Source organism: Ruegeria sp. HKCCD4884 (genome assembly GCF_013110855.1).
GTDB lineage: Bacteria > Pseudomonadota > Alphaproteobacteria > Rhodobacterales > Rhodobacteraceae > Ruegeria.
The window spans coordinates 350,303-372,789 of sequence record NZ_WVRJ01000004.1 but is presented as its reverse complement, the minus strand read 5'-3'; the positions used below and the strand labels follow the sequence as shown (position 1 = coordinate 372,789).

The 22,487-nt window shown below is 55.2% G+C and carries 19 protein-coding genes and 1 pseudogene; 4 read left to right on the top strand and 16 right to left on the bottom strand.

All coding sequences use genetic code 11. The features are described from left to right. Positions 1–374: 374 nt before the first annotated feature. Positions 375–1,121 (top strand): site-specific integrase, encoded by a 747-nt coding sequence (locus GS636_RS08870; RefSeq protein ID WP_216602857.1) that lies wholly within the window; start codon positions 375–377, stop codon positions 1,119–1,121. A gap of 544 nt (positions 1,122–1,665) precedes the next feature. After that, positions 1,666–1,725, top strand: a pseudogene (locus GS636_RS22880) (DUF3604 domain-containing protein); the annotation flags it as partial. A 103-nt stretch (positions 1,726–1,828) separates the two neighbouring features. On the opposite strand, the gene GS636_RS08865 reads toward GS636_RS22880, so the two are convergent. From GS636_RS08865 to GS636_RS08830, 8 genes are all read right to left on the bottom strand, one after another. Beyond that, positions 1,829–2,578 (bottom strand): peptidase, encoded by a 750-nt coding sequence (locus GS636_RS08865; RefSeq protein ID WP_171669182.1) that lies wholly within the window; start codon positions 2,576–2,578, stop codon positions 1,829–1,831. A gap of 11 nt (positions 2,579–2,589) precedes the next feature. Then, a complete protein-coding gene (locus GS636_RS08860) occupies positions 2,590–3,387 on the bottom strand; it encodes a transglutaminase family protein (protein WP_171669181.1) in 798 nt (265 codons plus the stop codon). A 3-nt stretch (positions 3,388–3,390) separates the two neighbouring features. After that, positions 3,391–4,332 carry an alpha-E domain-containing protein gene (locus GS636_RS08855; protein ID WP_171669180.1) on the bottom strand — a complete coding sequence of 314 codons (942 nt, stop codon included), beginning with the start codon at positions 4,330–4,332 and terminating at the stop codon, positions 3,391–3,393. Between the two features lie 2 nt (positions 4,333–4,334). Beyond that, the gene (locus tag GS636_RS08850; protein WP_171669179.1) at positions 4,335–5,753 is read right to left on the bottom strand and encodes a circularly permuted type 2 ATP-grasp protein; all 1,419 of its coding nucleotides are present in this window, start codon (positions 5,751–5,753) and stop codon (positions 4,335–4,337) included. Between the two features lie 673 nt (positions 5,754–6,426). After that, positions 6,427–7,668, bottom strand: a complete 1,242-nt coding sequence (locus GS636_RS08845; protein ID WP_171669178.1) for a membrane dipeptidase — start codon at positions 7,666–7,668, stop codon at positions 6,427–6,429. 46 nt (positions 7,669–7,714) lie between these two features. Continuing rightward, complete coding sequence (locus GS636_RS08840) at positions 7,715–8,893, bottom strand: carbohydrate porin (protein WP_171669177.1); 1,179 nt, start codon at positions 8,891–8,893, stop codon at positions 7,715–7,717. Beyond that, positions 8,890–9,654, bottom strand: coding sequence for a DUF3299 domain-containing protein (locus GS636_RS08835; RefSeq protein WP_171669176.1), 765 nt, complete (start codon positions 9,652–9,654; stop codon positions 8,890–8,892). The genes GS636_RS08840 and GS636_RS08835 overlap by 4 nt, the downstream gene beginning before the upstream one ends. Before the next feature lie 25 nt (positions 9,655–9,679). Then, positions 9,680–11,077: an amidohydrolase family protein gene (locus GS636_RS08830; protein ID WP_171669175.1), complete on the bottom strand. Its 1,398-nt coding sequence runs from the start codon at positions 11,075–11,077 to the stop codon at positions 9,680–9,682. Positions 11,078–11,219: 142 nt separating this feature from the next. Here GS636_RS08830 and GS636_RS08825 point away from each other — a divergent pair, with 142 nt between their 5' ends. Next, positions 11,220–12,233 (top strand): AraC family transcriptional regulator, encoded by a 1,014-nt coding sequence (locus GS636_RS08825; protein ID WP_171669174.1) that lies wholly within the window; start codon positions 11,220–11,222, stop codon positions 12,231–12,233. Positions 12,234–12,332: 99 nt separating this feature from the next. Here the strand turns inward: GS636_RS08825 and GS636_RS08820 are convergent, their stop codons facing one another. From GS636_RS08820 to GS636_RS08800, 5 genes are all read right to left on the bottom strand, one after another. Further along, a complete protein-coding gene (locus GS636_RS08820; RefSeq protein ID WP_171184189.1) occupies positions 12,333–13,343 on the bottom strand; it encodes a DUF2955 domain-containing protein in 1,011 nt (336 codons plus the stop codon). Beyond that, entirely contained in the window at positions 13,333–14,397 is a 1,065-nt protein-coding gene (locus GS636_RS08815) for an HlyD family secretion protein (protein ID WP_171669173.1), read from the bottom strand. Before GS636_RS08815 ends, GS636_RS08820 begins: the two co-directional genes overlap by 11 nt. Further along, on the bottom strand, positions 14,394–15,473 hold the full coding sequence (locus tag GS636_RS08810) for an AI-2E family transporter (protein WP_171184185.1): 1,080 nt from the start codon (positions 15,471–15,473) through the stop codon (positions 14,394–14,396). Before GS636_RS08810 ends, GS636_RS08815 begins: the two co-directional genes overlap by 4 nt. Before the next feature lie 178 nt (positions 15,474–15,651). After that, positions 15,652–15,921 (bottom strand): potassium channel family protein, encoded by a 270-nt coding sequence (locus GS636_RS08805; RefSeq protein ID WP_256367960.1) that lies wholly within the window; start codon positions 15,919–15,921, stop codon positions 15,652–15,654. A 389-nt stretch (positions 15,922–16,310) separates the two neighbouring features. Then, complete coding sequence (locus tag GS636_RS08800; protein WP_171669172.1) at positions 16,311–18,593, bottom strand: adenosylcobalamin-dependent ribonucleoside-diphosphate reductase; 2,283 nt, start codon at positions 18,591–18,593, stop codon at positions 16,311–16,313. Positions 18,594–18,722: 129 nt separating this feature from the next. Here GS636_RS08800 and GS636_RS08795 point away from each other — a divergent pair, with 129 nt between their 5' ends. Next, the gene (locus tag GS636_RS08795) at positions 18,723–19,154 is read left to right on the top strand and encodes a DUF1489 domain-containing protein (protein WP_171093426.1); all 432 of its coding nucleotides are present in this window, start codon (positions 18,723–18,725) and stop codon (positions 19,152–19,154) included. On the opposite strand, the gene hisG is transcribed toward GS636_RS08795, so the two are convergent. From hisG to hisS, 3 genes are read right to left on the bottom strand one after another with little or no spacing between them, the layout of a single operon-like run. Next, positions 19,151–19,840 (bottom strand): ATP phosphoribosyltransferase, encoded by a 690-nt coding sequence (gene hisG / locus GS636_RS08790; RefSeq protein WP_171093427.1) that lies wholly within the window; start codon positions 19,838–19,840, stop codon positions 19,151–19,153. The genes GS636_RS08795 and hisG overlap by 4 nt on opposite strands. Then, positions 19,837–20,925 carry an ATP phosphoribosyltransferase regulatory subunit gene (locus GS636_RS08785; protein WP_171669171.1) on the bottom strand — a complete coding sequence of 363 codons (1,089 nt, stop codon included), beginning with the start codon at positions 20,923–20,925 and terminating at the stop codon, positions 19,837–19,839. The genes hisG and GS636_RS08785 overlap by 4 nt, the downstream gene beginning before the upstream one ends. Before the next feature lie 3 nt (positions 20,926–20,928). After that, a complete protein-coding gene (gene hisS / locus GS636_RS08780; RefSeq protein WP_171669170.1) occupies positions 20,929–22,416 on the bottom strand; it encodes a histidine--tRNA ligase in 1,488 nt (495 codons plus the stop codon). Between the last annotated feature and the right edge of the window lie 71 nt (positions 22,417–22,487).

Here is a 22,487-nt window from a genome sequence, read left to right as displayed (position 1 = left end):
TAGAGCGCTTCGTTTACACCGAAGATGTCGGGAGTTCGAGTCTCTCATCACCCACCATCCTTTCCCCACATTGTATCAAAGTCTTACGCGACTAGCAGCTATAGCTGTGATGCGTATGAAGCTGTGTCCGCTGCGCCTCCGCTGCACTTAGACAGAAAAGATGTCTCCAAAACAGGAGATATGGGCCATGGCAACAATCGTAAAACGGCCTAGCGGAAAGTGGCAGGCGACGGTTAGGAAGGATGGGCAATCCCGATCTAAGTCCTTTCTAAAGCGTGCTGATGCGGCGAAGTGGGCGCGAGAGACGGAGTTGAGCGCGGACAGAGGATTGCTTACCCCAACCCTCAGTGTGAGCGCATCCGAGATGACACTCGGTGAGTGTGCTGCGGAAGTACTCCAAGCTAGCCAACAGGAAGGTCAACAAGCTGCGATCCGCTGACTTTGTCCACTATCGTGACCAGCGCATTAAATCCATGAAGGCGGCGACTGTGGTGAGGGAACTGGGTTGGCTGCAGCACGCCCTTGATGTCGCCTGCGAGGATTGGGGGCAGAACCTGCCACAGGGGAACCCGGTCAAGCCTGTCCGGCGACCCAAGATCGACAACCGCCGCGAGAGGCGATTGCAGGAGGGAGAATGGCAGGCTTTGTTGGGTGCCGTGAACCAAGCTCGGTCTCCTTTTATGAAGCCGTTGCTGACGCTGGCTTTGGAGACCGGGATGCGACGCGGTGAATTGCTGTCGATACAATGGAGGCATGTAGGCATTGAGCGTCGGACAGTGTTCTTGCCGCAAACAAAAAACGGTCGCGCCCGTACAGTGCCTCTCAGCCCGAATGCCGTTGCCGTATTGATGGGCCTGCCACGCGGAGAGGACCGTTGTTTCCCCCTGTCTGGTAACTCTGTGCGATTGGCCTTTGAACGCCTCAGACAACGTGCAGGTGTGGTTGACCTTACATTTCATGATATTCGGCACGAGGCCGTGTCCCGCTTTGTGGAAAGCGGGTTATCGTTGGTGCAGGTCCAAATGATCAGCGGACATCGGGATTTGCGGATGCTGATGCGTTACACCCACCTGCAGGCCGATGACATCGTGGCAAAGTTGGCAGCCGTCGAACATGTCTAAATCGGCGTGATGCTGTTCAGGGTGGTCGTAGTCTCTCGATGCGTCAGTTTTTGACCACCCTTCTCCCTATCAAGCGACAACACTGCCCCCTAGCCTTTTGGCTGTCCGGTGGCTGGCTTTCTGTCCCGCACACATTTGGAAATGACATTAACCCTTCCTCTTTGGAACACACAGGCGCTAACCCTCCGTCTTGTGAACTAACAAGCGTTACCACTCCTTCAGTTGAGCGAAACCCCTCCCTCAGTTGAGCATACAGGTTTCGCTTGGTCAGTGTTGATCGGGTCGCTTAGACGGCTTGGCCTTCCTTCACTCCAATGCGAGTGGAGAAAGTGGTAATTAAGCATAAGTAAATAAACACTAAATCACGCTGACCTGTAAGCAAAGGTACTAAAAAGTAGGCTATTGATCCCTCTAGTTTAGCCATTGCGTGTTCACCGGGATTTTCTCCCAATCGCCCTAACGGGGCAAATCCATCTGCTCGGCATCAGTCAGAGCGTTTTCCAAAAAATGGGTCCAATGGACCAAACACAGGAGACTTTAAGCCCCTCGGTCTATACAAGAAAGGGCCTATACGTCGCCGATCTGGTACTCACCTCAGGGATGAGTGATATTAGCTTAAGACTAAAACTCACTAAGTCTGATCTGGGCTCGATGCGGACCTTCGCTGCAGTACATCCGAACGACCACTCTGCGGACAAAGCGAACGCTCAATCGTTTGACTTTCGCCCCAATCTGTATTCTGGAAGTTTGGCCAAGGCCGATTTCAACGCGTCACCCCATCCATCGGAAACACTGCGAAAGTACTGGTCGTCAGCTTCGAATCTTGACCGCGTACCGCCGTCAAGGCTGTCTTCATCGTAGAGAAGCATGTCAAGCGGAGCTCCGACAGACAAATTGGCCTTAATTGTCGAGTCAAAGCTGACCAGCAAGAGTTTTACGGTTTCTGGGAAACTCATTTCCGGATCATAGGCGCGCACCAGAATCGGGCGACCATATTTTGTCTCTCCGATCTGAAAGAACGGGGTGTCATCACCGGCCTCGATGAAGTTGCCCTCAGGGTAGATCAGAAACAGGCGCGACGGGCCGCCTTTGATTTGGCCGCCTAGAATGAGTGTCGCGTGAAAGGCGCTATCGGCTTGTTGACCGGACCGGGCGTGCTCTTCAATGACATCGTTTAATGTCGCCGCGACCAGTTGCGCAACCTGAAACATTGTCGGCGCTTCCAGTATGGACGGCGAGCGTTCTTCCGGCACTTTTGTACGCTCTTCCAGAAGGCTTATTGTGGCCTGAGTGGTCGCAAGGTTTCCGGCTGTTAGGATTGTGATCGACCGGTCCCCCTCGACTGTCCAATTGAACATCTTGTTGAAGGTCGAAACATTGTCCACGCCTGCATTCGTGCGCGTATCGGACATGAACACCAGCCCGCGATTCAGCCGCATGCCCACAGCATAGGTCATCAAATTCTCCGTTACTGCTGTGCGACCTGCAACTGCACTGTCAATTGCTCGCCCGCTGTACCAATTCTGTTCCCTATTACCGGTGCTGCTTGGGCATAGTCCAGCCCGGTTGCAACGCGGACGTAACGATCGTCAGGTGAGATCCCGTTTGACACGTCAAATCCGACCCAGCCAAGCCCGTCCAAATGCACCTCTGCCCAAGCATGGGTCGCGTCTTGCAGTTCCGTTTCGTTCATCATCAAGTAACCGGACACATAGCGCGCTGGCACTCCGATCTGTCGCGCGCATGTAACGAAGATATGCGTGTGGTCCTGACACACGCCGCGCCCAGCTTTGAGGGTATCTTCTGCGCTCCAGCCCGGGTGCGAACTACCAATTTCGTACGCGACCTGAACTCGAATTTTTTCGGACAGAGCATGCATCTGCTCCAGCGGTTCGCCTTTGGGTAATGCGGCTATCAGTTCGGCAACCCCTTTTCCCGGCGTTGTCTGCTGGGTTCCCCTTTTGAACAGCCACAAGGGCGTCGACCCTTCGTGACGCCCCAAGATGCCATTGGTGTCTTCCACCTCAACAACACCTTCGGAGATCAACGAAATACTTTGGGTGTTTGTTTCGAAACTGATCAATTCCACGGTGTTGCGATGGTAGTCTTCAAACGTCAGTTCTTTGCGCCCGCCGGTGATTTCGGTGTTCCAGCTTTCAATGCTTTGATTGCGAAATGACTTTGGCGTCTTCCTCAGCTGCTGCAGCCCGAAGGGAACCGGCGCGTCGAAATCGTATCGTGTCTCGTGTCGAATGTGCAGTTTCATTGGCTACTCGTAGAACCGGTAATCAATCTCGATCTGATGGCTTAAGTTGCCGAGGTCGGTTAGAAAGTCCTGAATGTATTCGTGAAGACCGAATTCGAAGATATCCGAGATCTTCTGATCCAGGTATTTCTCGTAGAGAGCGTTTGACGCCTCGCAGGAAGGTCCGGCAAAGCCATAGTCTTTCTTCAGGTATGACAGGTTCTCTTGGATCTTTCTGCAGCAAAAGTGAAGGCTGCGAGGCATCCGCTGATCCAAGATCAAAAACTGCGCAATGTCAGACGGCCGGGTTTTCTCACCATGGGTCATTCGATACCCACCGCCAGCGCCGACAGAACGGAGGATGCTTTCCCATTGGATGTTGTCCAGTGACGAGCCGACCGAGAAGGCAGTGGGCAGCAGAACATAGTATTTCACGTCCAGAATGCGCCCAGTATTGTCTGCCCTCTCGACAAATGTGCCAATGCGGGTGAAGTCGAAAATGTCATTGCGCAGCATTGTTCCCAAGGTGGCACCGCGAACCAGAGCCGCCTGTTGGCGAATAAGTTCCAGCGTCGCAGGCAAATCCCGCTCATTCACGCGGCGTTTCATGACCTCGTCAATCTGCATCCAAGTCGCGTTTACGGCACTCCACACATCGTGGGTCAGTGCCGTCCGAACAAGGCGCGCGTTGTCTCGTGCCTGCTTGATAACCGACTTGATCGAGGATGGATTATCCGCGTCTCGCAACACCCAATCAACAGCGTTGTCCTTGGTAATATCATCGTACTTGGCGTGGTATCCATCCAGAACTCCGGCCGTTTTCAGAACCGACCCCCATTCTTCGGCGGAGTTCTTAGTCCGGGTCAACGCCATCCTTTGACCTGTCTCCAGCAGCCTGGCCGTGTTTTCCGCGCGCTCCAAGTATCGGGACATCCAGAACAACCCACCAGCAGTTTTTCCCAGCATGGTCAGTCCTCCAGAACCCAGGTGTCTTTGGTCCCGCCGCCTTGGCTCGAGTTTACGACCAGTGAGCCTTTCTTCAACGCTACGCGGGTCAATCCACCGGGTGTGATTTTGATCCCGTCGGGAGACACCAAAACAAACGGCCTTAGATCGACATGTCTGGGGGCCAGCCCCGAACGCGCGAAGATTGGAACCGTTGAAAGAGACAGGGTCGGCTGAGCGATATAATTCGCCGGCCGCGCCTTGAGCTTATCCCGGAATGCGGAAATTTCTTTTTTGCTGGCGGTTGGGCCAATCAACATACCGTAACCGCCAGACCCATGCACTTCTTTCACAACAAGTTCGGACAGGTTGTCCAGAACATAGGACAGCGAGACAGGGTCACTACATCGCCAGGTTGGAACATTCTGCAGCAGAGGCTTTTCGCCTGTGTAGAACTCAACGATCTCTGGCATGTAGGAATAGATCGCCTTGTCATCGGCAATACCCGTTCCGGGAGCGTTCGCGATCGTGATGCCGCCTGCGCGATAAACGTCCAGAATGCCTGGCACGCCCAATGCGCTGTCAGGGTTGAAATTCAGTGGATCCAAGAAGTCGTCATCAACCCGGCGATAAAGCACATCGATGGGCTTGTAGCCTCTGGTGGTGCGCATACAGACGCGCCCGTCGACAACGCGAAGGTCGTGGCCTTCGACCAATTCCACGGCCATTTGATCAGCAAGAAACGCATGTTCGTAATAGGCTGAGTTATAAATGCCGGGGGTTAACACCGCGACAGTGGGTTCTCCGTCTGCGCAAGCTGGTGCACAGGCTGCGAGAGACCGTCTCAGATTGCGGGGGTAGTCAGAAACATTCCGCACATTGGTCGCGCTAAAAAGTTCGGGGAACATCTTTAACATCGTCTCCCGGTTCTCCAGCATATAGCTGACCCCGGATGGTGTGCGGGCATTGTCTTCCAGAACGAAAAATTCGTCTGGTCCGGTTCGCACCAGATCGACGCCGACAATGTGCGTATAAACCTGACCGGGCGGTGAGACACCAAGCATCTGCGGCAGGAACGCTTCGTTTCCGGCAATCATTTCAGCCGGCACACGCCCGGCCCGGACTATTTCCTGACGGTGATAAATGTCGTGTAGAAATGCGTTGATTGCCCGCACCCGCTGTTCGATACCGCGTTCCAGCCGCTGCCATTCGCGCGTTGAAATGACTCGTGGCACGATATCAAACGGTATCAGGCGTTCCTCGGCCTCGGCTTTGCCGTAGACGTTAAAAGTTATACCCGTCAGCCTGAAAACCTCTTCGGCTTCGCGCTGTTTCGCCCTCAGTCGTGATGCGTCTTCCGCATTGAACCAGCGGCCGATCTCTTCGTATGGACCTCTGAGCGATCCATCGCCGTTGAACATTTCATCAAAATACACACTCATGCTTTGAGTTTTACGCATAGATCAGATTTTTCAAGTCATTCAGGCTTGGTTGGAAGCTGCCTTTAGAAGGAGCGTCTAATTTTCAGGCTAACTGGATAATTTCGTGAACTTAACAACGTGGCGTTCTTCGTGTCTCTAATTGAAGTCACATTCAGTGTTTTGAGTTCAACAGTATCTGGTTTTGTACTGCATCCGAACGTCCGCATTGGGCTCAACTCGGTCATTCGCTACCGATCTTAAAAACGTCCGCTTTGGGACCGGACGAGAATTTGCGGCACATTTTTTTTGGGAGGGTATCTTACTTAAATGTGTAGCCAATTGCCCCCATACCCCCCACGGCAGGTGACGACCGCTGCGCCTCCGCTGCAAACGCGTTACTGCTCTTAATGAAATTCAGCTTTTAGGTTGAACCAAAACACACTTGCAGCATTGCATTGCTTTGTCGATTGTGAGAGCGTCAAGCTACTGGCAACGCAAGACATCTTTCAATGGGGTGTCGGTGGCGGCAGTGGAAAACAGCACCTTGTTGCACGTGCGGGTTGGGTTAGAGCGCTTCGTTTACACCGAAGATGTCGGGAGTTCGAGTCTCTCATCACCCACCATCCGTTCCAGAAAAACTTCGACACAGACACACCCCTCGGGGCCTAACTCCGTTGTTACATGTCTTGAAAACCTATCGCGAATAGAACCCATCTCGAAGTTCTTTTCTCAAAAGCAGACGCTCAGGGTATTCCTTCAGAAACTGTTCGGGTGGCTTGCCTTCCCATACCTGCGCGTAGACCCGCATCTTGTTACCGCCATATATCTTTGCAAGGTCTTCGTTGGAATAGCCACGGGCCCAAAGGTCATCGGTAATTGCCGCAAGGATTTTGGCCAGTTCGCCGTTACCGGTCGCTCCTTTGTTGAACGCATCAATCATATAGCCGCCATCGTCGTACATACTCGCGTTTGCGGTCGCCCATTGCACGACAAGTTCAAGCGAGAACATGTCATCCGTTGCAATTCCAACGTGGTCAACACCCACAAGCTGGACATAATAGTCGATCATATCAGCGGCCTGCTTAGGTGAGATATCCTCGGGCCAGACACCGTCCATCATCCATTCTGTGAACGTTGGGGAAACGTAGCCACCGGACTTGGCCGCGCGCAGCGCCTCATCGTCGGGAATGGCCCGATAACACCCTTTTGGCGTCGCATTGGGCCCATTCGCGTACAACCCTGCAGGAACCGAGTGCGTGTAAACATAGGGCACGCCGGGATAGTTCTCATCCATGTAGTCCATGGCGTCATTGGCCGTTTTCGAGCCCGTATGGCTTAGGTCCAGGAGGATGCCAAACCTGACCATTTCATCGATGACCGACTTCCCCCAGGGGGTCAGACCAATGTCGCGGCCGTTATAGGCCGCCAACTGCCCAGAACCAGTTCGGAAAATGTCATTGTAAGCCAGGATCATACTTTTGATCCCTATGTCCTTGAGCACGGCCATCTTCCTCAGGTCGCCGTCCAAAATCGTGGCCGTTTGGCTGTTCCAGATCACCGCCGTCTTGCCCTGTATGTGGGCAGCTTCAATATCACGGGTTTCATTCACGATGAGATAGTTTTCCGGTTGCTGGGCCATGGCAGCACGGAAGTGGTAATGTTGATCAAGAAAGGTGTCGAAAGACATATCCGCAGCGGCAAGCGTCATCTCATGCCCGGTGATACCGTTTTCCCGCGCACGCGCGAAGTAAGTGTGCAGCTGCTCGTCTTCAGTCCAGCCAGTGCCATAAGGGCTGGCCAACATGCCGAGGACAATTGTGTCCTGCACAAACTGCTTCGCCTCTTCTGACGCCTCCCACGTCTTGCTTTCCTCGCTCGCATGTAACGCGCCACCAAAAGTGATCGCTATGGCGCTTACGGCCAACAGGGTCTTCATGACAGAGCCTCCTAAGTTGATATGTTTTGCGGCTGCATTACCCCCCTCAGAAAACGATCCGGGTTCTTAGGCCGAACAGCGTAATGCTGTCCTGAGTGGGGTTCAGCAGCGGGTTGGAAATGAACTGCACCGATGGTGTGATCTGCAAGCCCGGTGAGATTGAAAAACGGTAGAAAGCTTCAAGCGTGAACTGTGTCCCGTCTATGCCCCTGGCCTCGGCCCAGTTCAGGCCAACACCAGCCAAATCGGTATTGCGACCGTAATATCCCAGACCAGAAGAGATCGAGCGATCATAAAGCGCTGCAGTTCCTTTTGAGGCCCCCGCCCGAAAGAACGGCATCCACTTATTGTCGACAAACCAAGCCGCAGAAAATGCAGCGCCATAGTCTTCCGCTCGGCTGCCATCATCAGCCGCATCCGCATGCCAGAAGGTCAAATGGATATTGTCGAAATAGATACGATCAAAGCCGGAAGTGTACCCAAGTTCGAGTGATTTGAAGAGATTGCCGTCGCTGAACACATCAAAATTTGGATCAGACGGGTCGGCGTTCGCGTCCGACACGCTCGCAACAGCGTAGAAATTTTCGCTTAGCTTAACCCCACCCGCGATCCCCAATCCTTGATTGGGTGTATTGATCGTCGGGTTGGTGTTGAAGGACAGGTTCTGGAACCCGCTGTAGGGACTGACCAACCCATAGATGTCCACGAAGTCCGTCACATCAATCTGCCCGACTTGCAGCGTCCATGAACCGTTCTCGGCCCTTTGGGTCCAAAACAGGTTGGTAAGTAACAAGCCACTATCGTTGAACGCTGTCCCCGTGATCGAAAGGGCACCACCATCAAGCCCGAGAAATTGGGGGGCAACGCCGGTATAACTGTGGCGCTGTTCGATCTTGAATGTCACAGAGCCACGCTCGCTTGCCTGCCAACTGCCATAGAACCGAGCAATTCCGCTGGCTGCCTCGCCGGTGCCCAGATCAGCATTCGTGGTTTGGCCAAGCGCCAAGTAATCAATGTTGAAGCGAAACCCGTCCTCGGCCAGCCGGTCTTTCCACGTAAACCAACCCGGGGCTACATTGCGCGGAAAATCTGAACGATATTGCGGATCAGTTAATCCGTCGCCGGGCTCAAGCTCGGCTTGCACCGAAGAAGGGCCGGACAATCCTTGGGCCGAGGCCGTGCCAGCAGATGAAATGACCAAGGCAATAAGAAGGTTTTTTATCATTCGGACGCTCTTGCCCCGCCCGTCTTGCGATCACCCGCCGCGCGGATGCGATCAGCGGCACGCTGTTTCCACTCCAACCTGTCCGCCTCGGTTTCTAGGGTTTCAACACTGTCCGTTTCCAGTTGGAATGTCGCGCTCATGGGCATCAGGCCATCCACGACCATCATGCTCTGAACGGACGGGTCAATTGTCAGCCTACCCGTCAGTCTTACCGGTTCATGATAATAGCTAGGTGCCCAATCGTCGTTCAACCGCACACGGATCATCTGGTTAGGAGGAGGCGGAGGCATGTGGCTGCACATCCCACGCTCTGGCACCAAATAGGCCACAGGTCGCCCGTCAGGATCACTTGGGGCTGGAATGGCAAAGCCGGCCAGTGTGACGGTCTGGCCGTTATGTTGCGGATTTCCATCCGTTGCTGCTTTTCTTCGGCGTTCTGTCACGACCTCTCGCTGATCGAGCAGCCAGTCGATATCAATGTCCTCTGCGGCCAAAGCATCCTCAGTCTCAGCCAGCAGTTCTTGCCATTTCTGCCGTTCTTCTTCGCTGCCATTGCGCTGCTCTATCCTGCCGCGCAGTCGGACAACAAACAGAACATCGTCGAACTGTTCCGGGCTGAGATCTCGATAAGGGTCTTCAAAGACTTGCGCGGATGGGTCTGGAAGGTCCGCCCAGTCCACCGCAACCCCATTCGCGGCCAACGCGGGGGGAGCACACCAAACCAACCCTGCGACTATTATGGATCGTAACCAATTGCGCATGAACACCCTCCGGCTGCGGTATCAATCAGTCCAGCGTATTTTTGTATATCACGCCATCCTTCATAATCAGGCGGATCGTTTCAGGGCTTTCCGGCCTGGGGTCCGCACCGAACCATTGATCGCCCGTCCCAACGACAGAGAAGTCTTCGAGAGGATTTCCATCAATCAAAAGGATGTCGGCATAAGCGCCAGCTTCGATCACACCAAGCTTTCCAGCCGTATACGGGTTCATAAAGTCACCCGACAAAGCGACCACCTCACCACCTGTCGATGTCAGCGTCACCAACGAGGTGAACGGGCCGAAAAATTCATTGTTCAGGTGTTTTTCGTAGGCAATCTGGATATTGCACGCCTCCACCGACCCTACACAGTCTGTCTGGAACCCTCGCTTCACCGGGCATTCCTTCATGTTGTCGATATAGCCCGCAAATGTGGCCGAGGCAGATTTTGCCTTGGCAAGGCTCGACGGGACGTTTGCCACCGCAGGAATATCAAGCAAACCGGGATCAAAGGCCGTTAGGTTGGTCGTGATGTATGCCCCCTTTTCGTTCATGACCTCAGCGATTTCACAATCGAACGAGAAACCATGTTCGATCGACATCACACCTGCATCCAGCGCATTCAAGATTGCTTCTTTTCGGTAAGAATGCGCCATGACGTAGCTGCCATATTCATTTGCGACTTGCACGGCTGCTTTGATTTCCTCTGGCGATCCAGCCAGCAATTGCCATGGATCAAAGGCAGAAACCACGCCGCCGGATTGCATGAATTTCAACTGCGTGGCGCCCATGCGAAAGTTGTTGCGCGCAAACTTATAGAGGTCATCGACACCGCTGATCTCTTGCGCCAGGTTCAGACGGCTCATGTTCGTTTCAGCGCCCGGTGGAGCAGTGAAATTTGCGAAGTCTGCATGACCACCCCGTGTTCCGATAAATGCCCCGGAAGGATAGTACCGGGGGCCGTCGATTTGCCCTGCATCAATGGCCCTTCGCAGCCCGCCATTGGCGCCACCCGCATCCCTGACTGTGGTGAAACCCTGCATCAAATACATCTCGGCCATCCGTGCACCGTGAATGGCAAAGTCCTCCCATGTCGTGTTGGCCTCCATCGCCGGCAGCGTCGGACCCATCAGCATAAGGTGAGCGTGAAGTTCAATGAAGCCGGGCGTCAGCGTTCGCCCACCACCGTCAATGACAGTTGCGTTGGGTGCATCGATCGCGTCGACGGAAACCGCCTTGATCAGGTTGCCTTCAACAAGAACACTCGCATTTTCGATACGCTGCTCATTCACGCCATCGAAGACATGGACGTTGGTGAACAACGTTTGCGGCTTGTCCTGATCCTGAGCCGACGCAAACATAGGAAAAGTCAAAACCGCTGCGGCAGTCACTGACGCGTAAAAGGACATTCGTGACCCAGACATAAGGTCTCTCCTCATATTCATGTTTCTATAACTGTAGAGTGGAAACTTTTGGCTCGGTTGCCACTTTTGCATTAAGATGTTCGAATATGAAGGCTAAAGTGGCCACCGAGTAAAACTGCTGGTCCAACCAAAGGTGACAAGCTTGCCGTTCAACTCAACCTCTCAAGAACACAGCGAAGGCTTTATCCGCCTTGCTTTAGCGGCCCCGTTTTTGCAGTTTCTCACCACCCGAGGGATCAATCCACAACCAGCTTTGGATCAGGTCGGATTGAAAGCTGAACTGTTGTCCGACCCTTCTGTCTATGTCCACTCAGAGTTGGTCTATGGTCTGTTGAACGCCTTCTCTGAATTGTCGGGCGACCGATTTCTTGGACTGAATGTAGGGGAAACATTCGATCTGCAAGGATGGCCTCCGTTCGCTGATGCCTTGCAATCGACAACAACGCTGTTCGAATTTTTTGCGCGTTTTGTCGGGCTTGTTCCGCAGGAATCCAACTCTGTGCGGCACAGTCTCGTTATAGAAGCCGACAAAGCGATTTATCGGATCGAGAGACAACAGGAACCAACGGTTCAACCTATTCAGGTCACAGGTTTTGGGGCCGCAATATACGTGCGTCTGTTGCAAACCGTTGTCGGAAGTTCCTGGGACCCCGCGCAAGTGCGTTGGGAAAGCAGATACATCAATGGCCTACCACTCGACTACAAAGGGATCGAGGTCGGCCTTGGAACCGATCCCGGGATGCAAATCAGCTTTCCCGTGGAATGGCTGTTCCTGAACCACGTTTCAAACGCATCGGCCGCGCCTATCGCCTCGGTTCGGGAAAAGGAAGAAGTGACCGTGGTCGCCGCATTGCGATCTGTCTTGCGCGACAAGTTGGATGAAGCCGACTTGGGGCCGGTGGTGGTGGCCGGGTTGCTGGGTATACCACCAGAACGGTTTTCCCGAGCACTCCAGCAGCAAGGCACAACACTGCCCCGCGAAATAAAACGGCTGCGCGTCGATGTCGCCAAAGAACATCTGAAAGAGGGTGCAATGACAATTGCCGAGATTGGACTAACGCTCGGCTATTCGGACAAGTCCCATTTCACCCGGTTTTTCCGAGGGCAAACCGGCACAACGCCAACGCAGTACCGCTTGGAACAGAAGTCAAAGTAAACACGCAATATCCCGCGCTGCATCCGCTTACGTTCCGTTTGCGCGAATATCGTCTAAGCAATTGCCCGACTTTTCGCAAACTCGGTTTACCTCGGAAGGTCACTGAGCTGCGCGTTGCTTTCTTTCGGGCCAGAACTCATCAACAACGACATATGCCGCAATGACAAAGAAAGCAGCGCTGGCGACTTGAAAAACACGCGTGATGCTTTTGACGTCCGCCTCATCCGAAAACGGAGAAATCGACCCGCCATAAACGATAAGTACCGTCGTTAACGCCGAACCTGCCGCTGCAGCCAGCGGGATCTGAGTTTTTCCGAGAGCCCCGAGTGACAGGCAGAAAAACAGGCATACCAGGATCGGTGTCAGAATGACTGGCGCGATGACGTTTAGCTCGTAACAGATGATGGATATTGCCGCTCCGAGAAGGTTTGCCGTCAGCATGGCTTTGGCAACCGTTTTGCCCATCGATGGCATTGCAGCAAGTTGCTGGCTCAGAAGCGCAACAAAGAACAGGACCAACAAAGCAGACGCGCCAGAGATAAAAAACGCCATGGCAAACGGCACCGTAACAAGCGACATTCTTACAATCCGCCGATTGGGATCAAAGTCCGAAGACGCCGCGGCTTTCTTCTGAGCACCCGTCTGAGGTTCGGCGGGTAACAACACAAACATCAGGGTCGATACGAAACCTGCAAATAGCAGGTTCAACGGTATCCAGAACACCAGCACCAACGCCAAATCCTGTGATTGCAAAACAAGGTTCGGAATCATCAATGCCCCCATCAGGGCGATGACACCGGGCAAAACGCCTGCCCCAGAAACCGACCACATGAAGGACAGGATAATCCCGATGGCCACCAGAATGAGGAACACAACGGGGTATGGCGCAAAGACCGACGACAGCAGGAAGGAAATGAACATTAATCCGATCGAAAAGACGAACAGTTTCGCGAAGGCCGCCAACGGCAAGGCAGCAGGGGCCTGAAGGAAAAGGGCGGTGAACACAGCCCCAACCACGGCAAGCGGCCACCCCAAAAACAAGCCCAAGGCGAAGACACCGGTCACACCCAGTGCAAGCCGGATAACGGAATTCCTGTCCTCAGTACGCATAGGACAGGATGGAAACCAGGCGAATGTAGGTCCGACCGACCATGTTCAGAAGCGAGTTGTCGCTCAGATACATTATCACATCGGCCTGGCCGTTAAGTTGGAAGCGAAGATCATCTTCGGCGTTTCCGGCCTCATATCCTGGCAGAACGATCCGCACCGGAAATCGTTCCGGTTCACGCAGAAAGCCTTTGGTGCTGGGCGGGCTTGCCAATTGTCCCGGCTCATCCCCACCACTCAGGGATACGGCCGCGCTAAAACTCTCAATCACACCCGGAACAATTTTGCCGGGGTGCATGTCCAGCACGACGTCAACCGGCGATCCCACCGAAGCGCGGCCAAGGTTATTCTCGGTAAAGTAAGCCTCAACCCAGACATCCGTTGCATCCAAAAACGTCAACAGGTCCTGACCGGATCTGGCATATGTACCGGGGGCGATCAAAAGATTGGATATCACGCCCGTCGCCGGGGCCCGCAATTCCGTCCATTCAAGGTTCAGCTCTGCATCTGCCAAAGCCGCCAACGCGCGTTGAATTTTTGGGTTTTCGATACCATCATCACCCAGCCTTTGCTTGGCTTTTTCCAAATCCGCCTTGGCATTTTCGAAATTCGCTTCAGATTCTGCAAGCTGACCGCGCGCGTCATCAGCCTTTGAAACGGCGATCAACCCTTTCTTTTCAAGGGCAAACACACGCTCGGTTTGAATACGCATCGTATCAAGATCACTTTGCGCCCTGGCCAGTTTGGCTTGTGCAGCACTTACCTCAGCCGAGGATGCCCCCACTTCCTGTGTGGCTGCTTCCAGATCAGCCTCGGCCTTGTCGCGGTCGATTTCATAAGGTCTCGGGTCAATCCGAACCAGAACATCTCCTGCCGATACGACCTGACCGTTTTCAACAAGAACCTCAGTCACTGTCCCAGTGACCTGCGGTACGATCTGGGTCGCGATAGCCTTTACCCTGGCATTTCCGGTGAACGGTGTTTTTCGGTCAGCGACGAGGTACCAGATCAGAAAGATCAGAATGACGGCCAGAGTTGTCCAAATCGTCTTCCTCATTTTGCTTCTCCGTCCGCAACACCTTCAGTTGCGGGTGGGGAGTCGATCCAGACCTTGAACAACTCATAAAAGACGGCGAACAGAACCGGCCCCATAAATATGCCGATCAGACCGTAAGCCATCATGCCTCCGAGAACACCGATCAGGATAACCAGCATGGGTGTCTCAAGACCTTTTGAGATGAACACTGGTCTCAGGAAGCTGTCCATTATGGCAACGGGAATGGCCAATATTGTGAAGATCAAAGCCGCACCCCCGGACATCGAACTCCATGCGTAGATGATAACTGGCAAAAGAACCAAACCGGGCCCAATCTGAATGATCGAGAGTATCAGGCAGATAAATGCCAACGTTGCAGCCGATGAAATCCCAAAGAGAACCAGCAATATCCAAACAACGACGGCCTGAATGGCCGCCACGCCGATCACGCCTTTGGTCACGTTTCGAATTGTTGCTCCGGCCAGTGTAATGAATTCGCCGCCACGCGGAGCGAAAACACGGTTCGCAAAACGCTGCAAACCTTGAACCAGTGTTGGTCCGGGGCTGAACAAGGCCCCCATGATCAACACGGACAAAGCGAGACCAAGAAGCCCGATACCGATCCCCAGAACCTTACCAAAAAGCGACTTGGTAATCTCAAGGATTTGCGCACCGTATTTTGCCAACGCGCCGTCCAGATTGCGTTCAAACATGCCCCAAACTTCGGAAATTTTATTTCCGACCAACGGCAGTTCCTTAAGGCCTTCTGGTGCCGGTGGGATTTTCAACTCACCTCTGTCGGCTTGTTCTGCAAAATCTGACCCAAGTTCTGCGGCACCGGATACAGCCGTTGCGACCGGTCCAAGGGTCAATACCAGGCCCAGTAAAACAAGGATTGTCGCAGCAAGCTTTTTCCGCCCTCCCATCTTGGATTGCAGCCAATCGAAAACAGGATAGAGCGCGACGCACAGGATCGTGGCCCAGATGACCACACTGGCAAGCGGGGCAACCATGACCAAAGCGCTGTAGAGGAACAATCCGAGAAAGAGCAACCGTATCGCAAGATCGACAATCTTCGCATCTTGAGTCTTTTCCATACCATCCCCCCAAAAACTTGTTTTGTGTACATTATACTCAAAAAACGTAATATGTATATTTTTTAACCCGCAAAAGACGTTAGCAAGTTGAAGAGTATTAAGGAGCCCGGCCGCGATTCAATTTCTTGAAGCGCATTGCGGTCTACGCCGGAGAAGAACCGGCTCAACTTGGCGCTGCTTATTTTGGCTTTTTGTCGTCGTCCTGCGACAGGATCGTGTCCGCCACAGTGGTCGCTGCGGTTACAAAGATACCGAGGCCAACAATGATATACACCATCGTAAAAACCTTCCCAGCCGCGGTTTCAGGAGAAAAGTCACCGAACCCAACCGTAGAGATTGTCACAACAGAAAAGTAGATGGAATCCAGCCAGCTCCAACCTTCGACATAGTGGTAAAACACCGATGCCCACAGGATCATACCGGTGGTGAAAGCAAGCAGGCCCTTCACCCTGCCATCCTTAAAGGCGACGCCTATCCCTCGGGTTATTCTGGTTAACGAATTCATAATACCACCATACCTATAAATGCATTTCTACATAGTGTTTTTTGAATTTAAAAACCGAGCGCTCAGTTTAAGGTTACTCTTTCCTTCCAAGATCGCATGTTGGTTTGGGTTAAGATTAAACTCAGAAAAATCGTTACGCTGCAATCTGTGCGCTTCGCAGATCACCCGGCTCGAAGCAAATGGTGAGAATGCCGTCCGGATCGCAAACAGAAAAGCCACCGCCCTCAGGGAGCGGTGGCAGTCTTTTGTTCTCAGAATTTCAATCAGCAACTGATTAAGTTGCGGACTGATGCGCGCTTTCGCAACATCACATTAGTGCGGCAGGCGACGGTCTAACCACACTTCGAATGCCCGCAACTGCGGCAGGTCATGCAGCCCTCGATCATCACCATGTCGTACTGACCGCAGGACGGGCAGGCTTTGCCGCGTGGGGCGTCCATGTTGACGACTTGTGCCTGCGGGTCGGATTTCAGACCCATCCCCTCGCCTTCCAGAAAACCGATATTGATCATGTGCTGCTCGATCACACCGCCAATCGCGGCCAATATCGACGGGATGTATTTCCCTTGCACCCAGGCCCCACCACGCGGGTCGAACACGGCTTTCAGCTCTTCGACGACAAAGGACACATCCCCACCGCGACGGAAAACGGCCGAGATCATGCGGGTCAGTGCCAGCGTCCAGGCATAATGCTCCATGTTCTTCGAATTGATGAACACCTCGAAGGGGCGGCGGCGACCTCCGATGACGATATCGTTGATGGTCAGGTAAATCGCATGCTCGCTGTCGGGCCACTTCAACTTGTATGTGGACCCTTCCAACGCCTGCGGACGGTCCAGCGGTTCGGACATGTAAATCACGTCTCCACCATCGACTTCATGCGGCGCATCTGCGCTTTCTCCCGGCACTTTGTCATCGCTTTCCGAAACGGTCAGGACCGAACCGGTCACATCATTCGGGCGATAGGTGGTGCAGCCTTTGCAGCCCTGATCCCAAGCCTGCATATAGACGTCTTTAAAGGCGTCAAAGCTGATATCTTCGGGGCAGTTGATCGTCTTGGAAATCGAACTGTCGATCCACTTCTGCGCTGCCGCCTGCATCTTGACGTGATCGGACGGGGACAGGGTTTGCGCGTTGACGAAATAGTCCGGCAGTTCTGTATCACCGAACTTGTCGCGCCACATCTGCACCGCATAGTCCACGACCTCTTCTTCGGTCCGCGAACCGTCTTTCTGCAAAACCTTGCGCGTATAAGCATAGGCAAAGACCGGCTCGATTCCCGACGACACATTGCCCGCATACAAAGAGATCGTCCCGGTCGGCGCGATCGAGGTCAGAAGCGCGTTGCGGATGCCGTGTTCGCGGATCGCGTCGCGCACATCCTCATCCATCTGAAGCATCGTGCCGCTGGCCAGATATTTCTCGGCGTCGAACAGGGGGAACGCCCCTTTTTCCTTCGCCAAGTCGACCGACGCCAGATACGCGGCGCGGGCGATTGCGTGCAACCAGCGCTCGGTCTGACGCGCCGCGTCGTCTGAGCCATAGCGCAAGCCCAACATCAGCAGCGCATCCGCCAGACCGGTTACGCCAAGACCGATGCGGCGTTTGTCCTGCGCCTCGGCCTCTTGTTCGGCCAGCGGAAATTTCGAGGCATCCACCACGTTGTCCATCATCCGAACAGCGGTGGCGACAAGCTTTTGCAAAGCCTCCTCGTCCAGATGGGCTGCGTCCTCAAACGGGTCCGCGACCAGGCGCGCCAGGTTGATCGAGCCCAACAGACACGCGCCATAAGGCGGCAGAGGCTGCTCGCCACACGGATTGGTGGCTGCGATAGTCTCAACATAGCTGAGGTTGTTGGCTTTATTGATGCGGTCGATGAAGATTACACCCGGCTCGGCATAGTCATAGGTCGCCTGCATGATCTTGTTCCACAGATCACGCGCCTGAACGGTGTGATAGACCTTATCGCCAAACACCAGCTCCCACGGGCCATCGGCTTTGACCGCCTCCATGAAAGGATCAGATACCAACACCGACATGTTGAACATGCGCAGACGGGCCGGGTCGGACTTGGCGGTGATAAACTGTTCGATATCGGGGTGGTCGCAGCGCATGGTCGCCATCATCGCCCCACGGCGCGAGCCTGCGGACATGATCGTGCGGCACATCGCATCCCAGACATCCATGAAGCTCAGCGGGCCCGAGGCATCTGCCGCGACGCCTTTAACATCTGAACCGCGCGGTCGGATGGTCGAGAAATCATACCCGATCCCCCCGCCCTGCTGCATGGTCAGCGCGGCCTCTTTCAGCATATCGAAAATGCCGCCCATGCTGTCAGGCACGGTGCCCATGACGAAGCAGTTGAACAGAGTCACCTGCCGCGCGGTACCCGCACCCGCCGTGATCCGCCCGGCTGGCAGGTATTTGAAATCCTCCAGCGCCTGATAGAACTCTTCTTCCCAATGCGCAGGGTCTTTTTCGACCCGCGCCAGATCGCGGGCAATACGTCGCCAACTGTCTTCGACCGTCTGATCGATGGGTGTGCCGTCCGCTTGTTTAAAGCGGTATTTCATGTCCCAGATCTGCTCGGCGATGGGGGCGGCAAAGCGGCTCATTGGTGATTCCCTGTTCTGAAAGAGGTATCCAGAGTACCCTAAATCACACCCAGACCACAACACCTTGATGACTGCGCATGACGAGCTACAATATAAAGATCGGCCTTGGGACGACTCTGTGGGAAAGCTGTGGATAAGTACGTAAACCTCATAAAACTGTCTGTCGGGTCAGAAAGCGTCGATACGCTGATCGCCTGGCAGGACAGCAGAAAGCCTCTGTATCAGGACGGCTGTCCGCGCCACGTGACCCGCATGTGGCCCAAGCGCGAGGCTGAGATTCTAAATGGCGGCTCGATCTATTGGGTGATCAAAGGCGTGATCCAGTGTCGTCAGCGCATCCTGCGATTGGATGAGGTGATCGGAGAGGACGGCATCCGCCGTTGTGCCATTGTGCTAGACCCCGAGGTCCATCGGACTCAGAACGCCCTGAAGCGCCCGTTTCAGGGATGGCGTTATCTCAAGCCTGAGGACACACCAGCTGATTTGCCCAAAAACCGCGAGCAGGACGATGCCCTGCCGGATGACCTCAACCGCGCGCTGGCAGAGATAGGGGTGCTTTAACGCAGCCGATCCAGCAGGTCAGACAGAACCGCCTTCTCCGTCGCGTCGTATTTAGCAACCCGGCTACGCCACAGCGTGGCCTGCGATTGCAGGATCAGACCGTCAGACAGGATTTTCAGGTGGTTGGCCCGCAGCGTTTCGCCAGTCGAGGTGATGTCGGCAATCGCCTCAGCGGTTTCGTTCATTACCGTGCCTTCGGTCGCACCTTGGCTGTCGACCAGCGTGTAATCGGCCACACCTGCATCGGTCAGAAACTCACGCACCAGCCGGTGATACTTGGTCGCAATCCGAAGGCGGTGGCCATGGGTCTTGCGAAACGCCGCAGCTGCGGCATCCAGATCGTCAAGCGTATCAACGTCCACCCAACAGGCTGGCGTTGCAATGATCAGATCCGCCTTGCCGAAGCCCAGCTGCGAGATCTCTTCCAACTGCTGTTCCCAACGCGGCAGTTTCTCGTGCACCAGATCAATACCGGTGACACCCATGTGGATCCGCCCCGCCGCCAGTTCGCGCGGGATTTCCCCGGCAGACAGCAGAACCAGCGAGACCCCATCGATCCCTTCGACCTTTCCCGCATATTCCCGATCTGATCCGCTGCGGGACAAAGCAATGCCGCGCTTCTCGAACCACGAGAAGGTCTTTTCCATCAACCGGCCCTTCGAGGGCACACCCAGTTTCAGGCTCATTGCGCGCCCTCCTCGATCTCGAGCATCAGGTCGGGCCGCAGCACGCCCCCAACGGCCGGGATTTCGGCCCCGTTGCCCAGTTGCCGCGTCAGCGCATCATAGCGCCCGCCGGTCGCGATCGGAGGCAGGTCGGGTCGGCCTTCGGCATAAAAACCAAAAACAAACCCGTCGTAATATTCCATCGAGGTCCGGCCATAGGCGGCCTCAAAATCCAACCGCGCGACATCGACACCGCGCGCCTGCAACGCGGCCACGCGCGCCTCGAGACGGTCCAGCGCCGGGGTGATCTGCGGCAAGTCCACCGCGACGTCGCGCAGTTGCTCCATTGCGAAGGGCATAGTCTCACGCACATTCAACAGCGTTTCCAAGCCGACAAGCTCACTGTCAGAAATCGGCGGAGTTTCACGATCCTCGCGCAAAGCTTCGATCCGCGCCTCGATTTCCGAGGCCCGACGTTTTCCGATCATAGGCGCGTCAAACACCATCGGTTCGGTGGCGTTCAGCAGATCAGACCGCAGCTCGGGCTCTGGCGTCCTGCCCGCGTAACGATCCAGCAGAACACGGAACCGGCGTGGCCGCCACAGGTGGCGCATCAGCGCGGCCTTGCGACGTTCGGTCGTGCGCAACCCGGCCACAGCGGCCGTCAGGATACCGATATCCCCGGTGGCCGCGCGCAACGGCAAACCGCGCAGTTGCAGTGCAAAAAGCGAGAAGACCTCGGCATCGGCCCCGGCGGGATCATTCCGGTCAAACACCTCATAGCCGACCTGAATGTACTCATTGGCCCGGTCCGGGTCGTGTTCCTGCCGCCGGAATACCTCACCCGAATAGGTGTAGCGCGCGGGCTCGGCCCCGTCGCTCATATGCATCTGCACTACGGGCAACGTGAAATCCGGGCGCAGCATCTGTTCGCCGCGCAGGGCGTCCGACGTCACATAGGCGCGGGCGCGGATGTCTTCGCCGTAAAGATCCAGCAAAGTTTCCGCCGGCTGCAACAAGGGCGTATCCACGACCTGAGCGCCAGCCGCCTCGAACCGGACACGCATCATCGCGGCGCGGGCCTGTATCTGGGAACGGTTGGGCATGGGTCAGTCCTGACTGTCCAGAATTTCGCGCACCTTCGCGACCAGATCACCGCGTGGCACTTCGAACTGGCTGGGCCGTTCTTTCCATTCTTCCAGCGTCGCGCTTTCGGCGATCTTGGCACCAAGGATCAGGTCCTTGATCTGCACGATGCCATTGGCCTTTTCGTCACCGCCTTCGATCACCGCAATGGGAGAATTTCGCTTGTCCGCGTATTTCAGCTGATTGCCGAAGTTCTTGGGATTGCCCAGATAGACCTCGGCGCGAATGCCCGCGTTACGCAGCTCCGCCACCATTGTCTGATAGTCGGCCATCCGGTCGCGATCCATGACCGTGACAACCACAGGACCTGTTGCTTGGGCAGCGATCCGCCCCTTTTCACGCAGAGCAGCCAGTAGACGGTCAACGCCGATCGAGATACCGGTCGCAGGCACTTCCTGCCCGGTGAAGCGTTTGACCAGATCGTCATAGCGACCACCGCCAGAGACAGACCCGAATTGTCGCTTGCGGCCTTTCTCGTCAAAAATCTCGAATGTTAGTTCAGCCTCATAGACCGGGCCGGTGTAGTAACCGAGACCGCGTACAACGGACGGATCTATCTCGATCCGGTCCGAACGGTAACCGCCGGCATCCAGCAGCGCGCCAATCTGTTCCAACTCGGCGATCCCATCCGCACCGATTTTGCTGTCGCCCACAGCGGCGCGCAGGTTGGCCAGCGTTCCGGCAGTATCCGCAGCCTTTGAGGTCAAAAACGCAATCACCGGCTCGGCCTGATCGTCGCTCAGACCCACGCCGTCAATAAACGCACCCGAGGCATCCAACCGGCCTTTGGTCAGCAGTTCACGCACACCAGCCTCGCCCACCTTGTCGAACTTGTCGATGGTGCGCAGAACGTTGTCGCGCGCGGTGGCGTCCTCGCCCAGGCCCATCGCCTCGAGCACGCCGTTTAGAACCTTGCGGTTGTTGACCCGGACCAGATAGTCACCGCGCGGAATACCTACAGTCTCGAGCGTGTCCGACAGCATCGCACAGATTTCGGCGTCTGCAGCCATCGAGGCCGTGCCGACCGTATCCGCGTCGCACTGATAAAACTGACGATAGCGCCCCGGCCCCGGCTTTTCGTTGCGCCAGACCGGACCCATCGCATAACGGCGATAGGGCGTCGGCAGATCGTTGCGGTGCTGCGCATAAACCCGCGCCAAAGGCGCTGTCAGGTCATAGCGCAGGGCCATCCAATCGCCATTGCCGCCTTCGTCAAACTCCTGCCAGGCAAAGACGCCTTCGTTTGGGCGATCCACATCGGGCAGGAACTTGCCCAGCGCCTCGACTGTCTCAACCGCGCTGCTTTCCAAGGCGTCAAACCCGTAACGATGATAGACACCCGCAATCGTCCGCAGCATCTCGGTGCGCTGCGTGACTTCCTCGCCGAAATAGTCGCGGAACCCTTTTGGCGTTACGGCCTTGGGGCGGGGCTGTTTCTTGGGCTTGGCCATGTGGGGCGTCCTCGGGAGTGTCCTTGTTCCGCGCGCGGTCTATCCCATGGCCCGCATCGGGGCAAGGCGCG

Coding starts and splice junctions, on each gene's coding strand:
- GS636_RS08845 (WP_171669178.1), bottom strand. CDS start 7,668: ATGAAGACCCTGTTGGCCGTAAGCGCCATAGCGATCACTTTTGGTGGC.
- GS636_RS08850 (WP_171669179.1), bottom strand. CDS start 5,753: ATGAGTGTGTATTTTGATGAAATGTTCAACGGCGATGGATCGCTCAGA.
- GS636_RS08830 (WP_171669175.1), bottom strand. CDS start 11,077: ATGTCTGGGTCACGAATGTCCTTTTACGCGTCAGTGACTGCCGCAGCG.
- GS636_RS08820 (WP_171184189.1), bottom strand. CDS start 13,343: ATGCGTACTGAGGACAGGAATTCCGTTATCCGGCTTGCACTGGGTGTG.
- GS636_RS08855 (WP_171669180.1), bottom strand. CDS start 4,332: ATGCTGGGAAAAACTGCTGGTGGGTTGTTCTGGATGTCCCGATACTTG.
- GS636_RS08810 (WP_171184185.1), bottom strand. CDS start 15,473: ATGGAAAAGACTCAAGATGCGAAGATTGTCGATCTTGCGATACGGTTG.
- GS636_RS08840 (WP_171669177.1), bottom strand. CDS start 8,893: ATGATAAAAAACCTTCTTATTGCCTTGGTCATTTCATCTGCTGGCACG.
- GS636_RS08815 (WP_171669173.1), bottom strand. CDS start 14,397: ATGAGGAAGACGATTTGGACAACTCTGGCCGTCATTCTGATCTTTCTG.
- hisG (WP_171093427.1), bottom strand. CDS start 19,840: ATGAGCCTGAAACTGGGTGTGCCCTCGAAGGGCCGGTTGATGGAAAAG.
- GS636_RS08800 (WP_171669172.1), bottom strand. CDS start 18,593: ATGAGCCGCTTTGCCGCCCCCATCGCCGAGCAGATCTGGGACATGAAA.
- hisS (WP_171669170.1), bottom strand. CDS start 22,416: ATGGCCAAGCCCAAGAAACAGCCCCGCCCCAAGGCCGTAACGCCAAAA.
- GS636_RS08835 (WP_171669176.1), bottom strand. CDS start 9,654: ATGCGCAATTGGTTACGATCCATAATAGTCGCAGGGTTGGTTTGGTGT.
- GS636_RS08860 (WP_171669181.1), bottom strand. CDS start 3,387: ATGAAACTGCACATTCGACACGAGACACGATACGATTTCGACGCGCCG.
- GS636_RS08865 (WP_171669182.1), bottom strand. CDS start 2,578: ATGACCTATGCTGTGGGCATGCGGCTGAATCGCGGGCTGGTGTTCATG.
- GS636_RS08785 (WP_171669171.1), bottom strand. CDS start 20,925: ATGCCCAACCGTTCCCAGATACAGGCCCGCGCCGCGATGATGCGTGTC.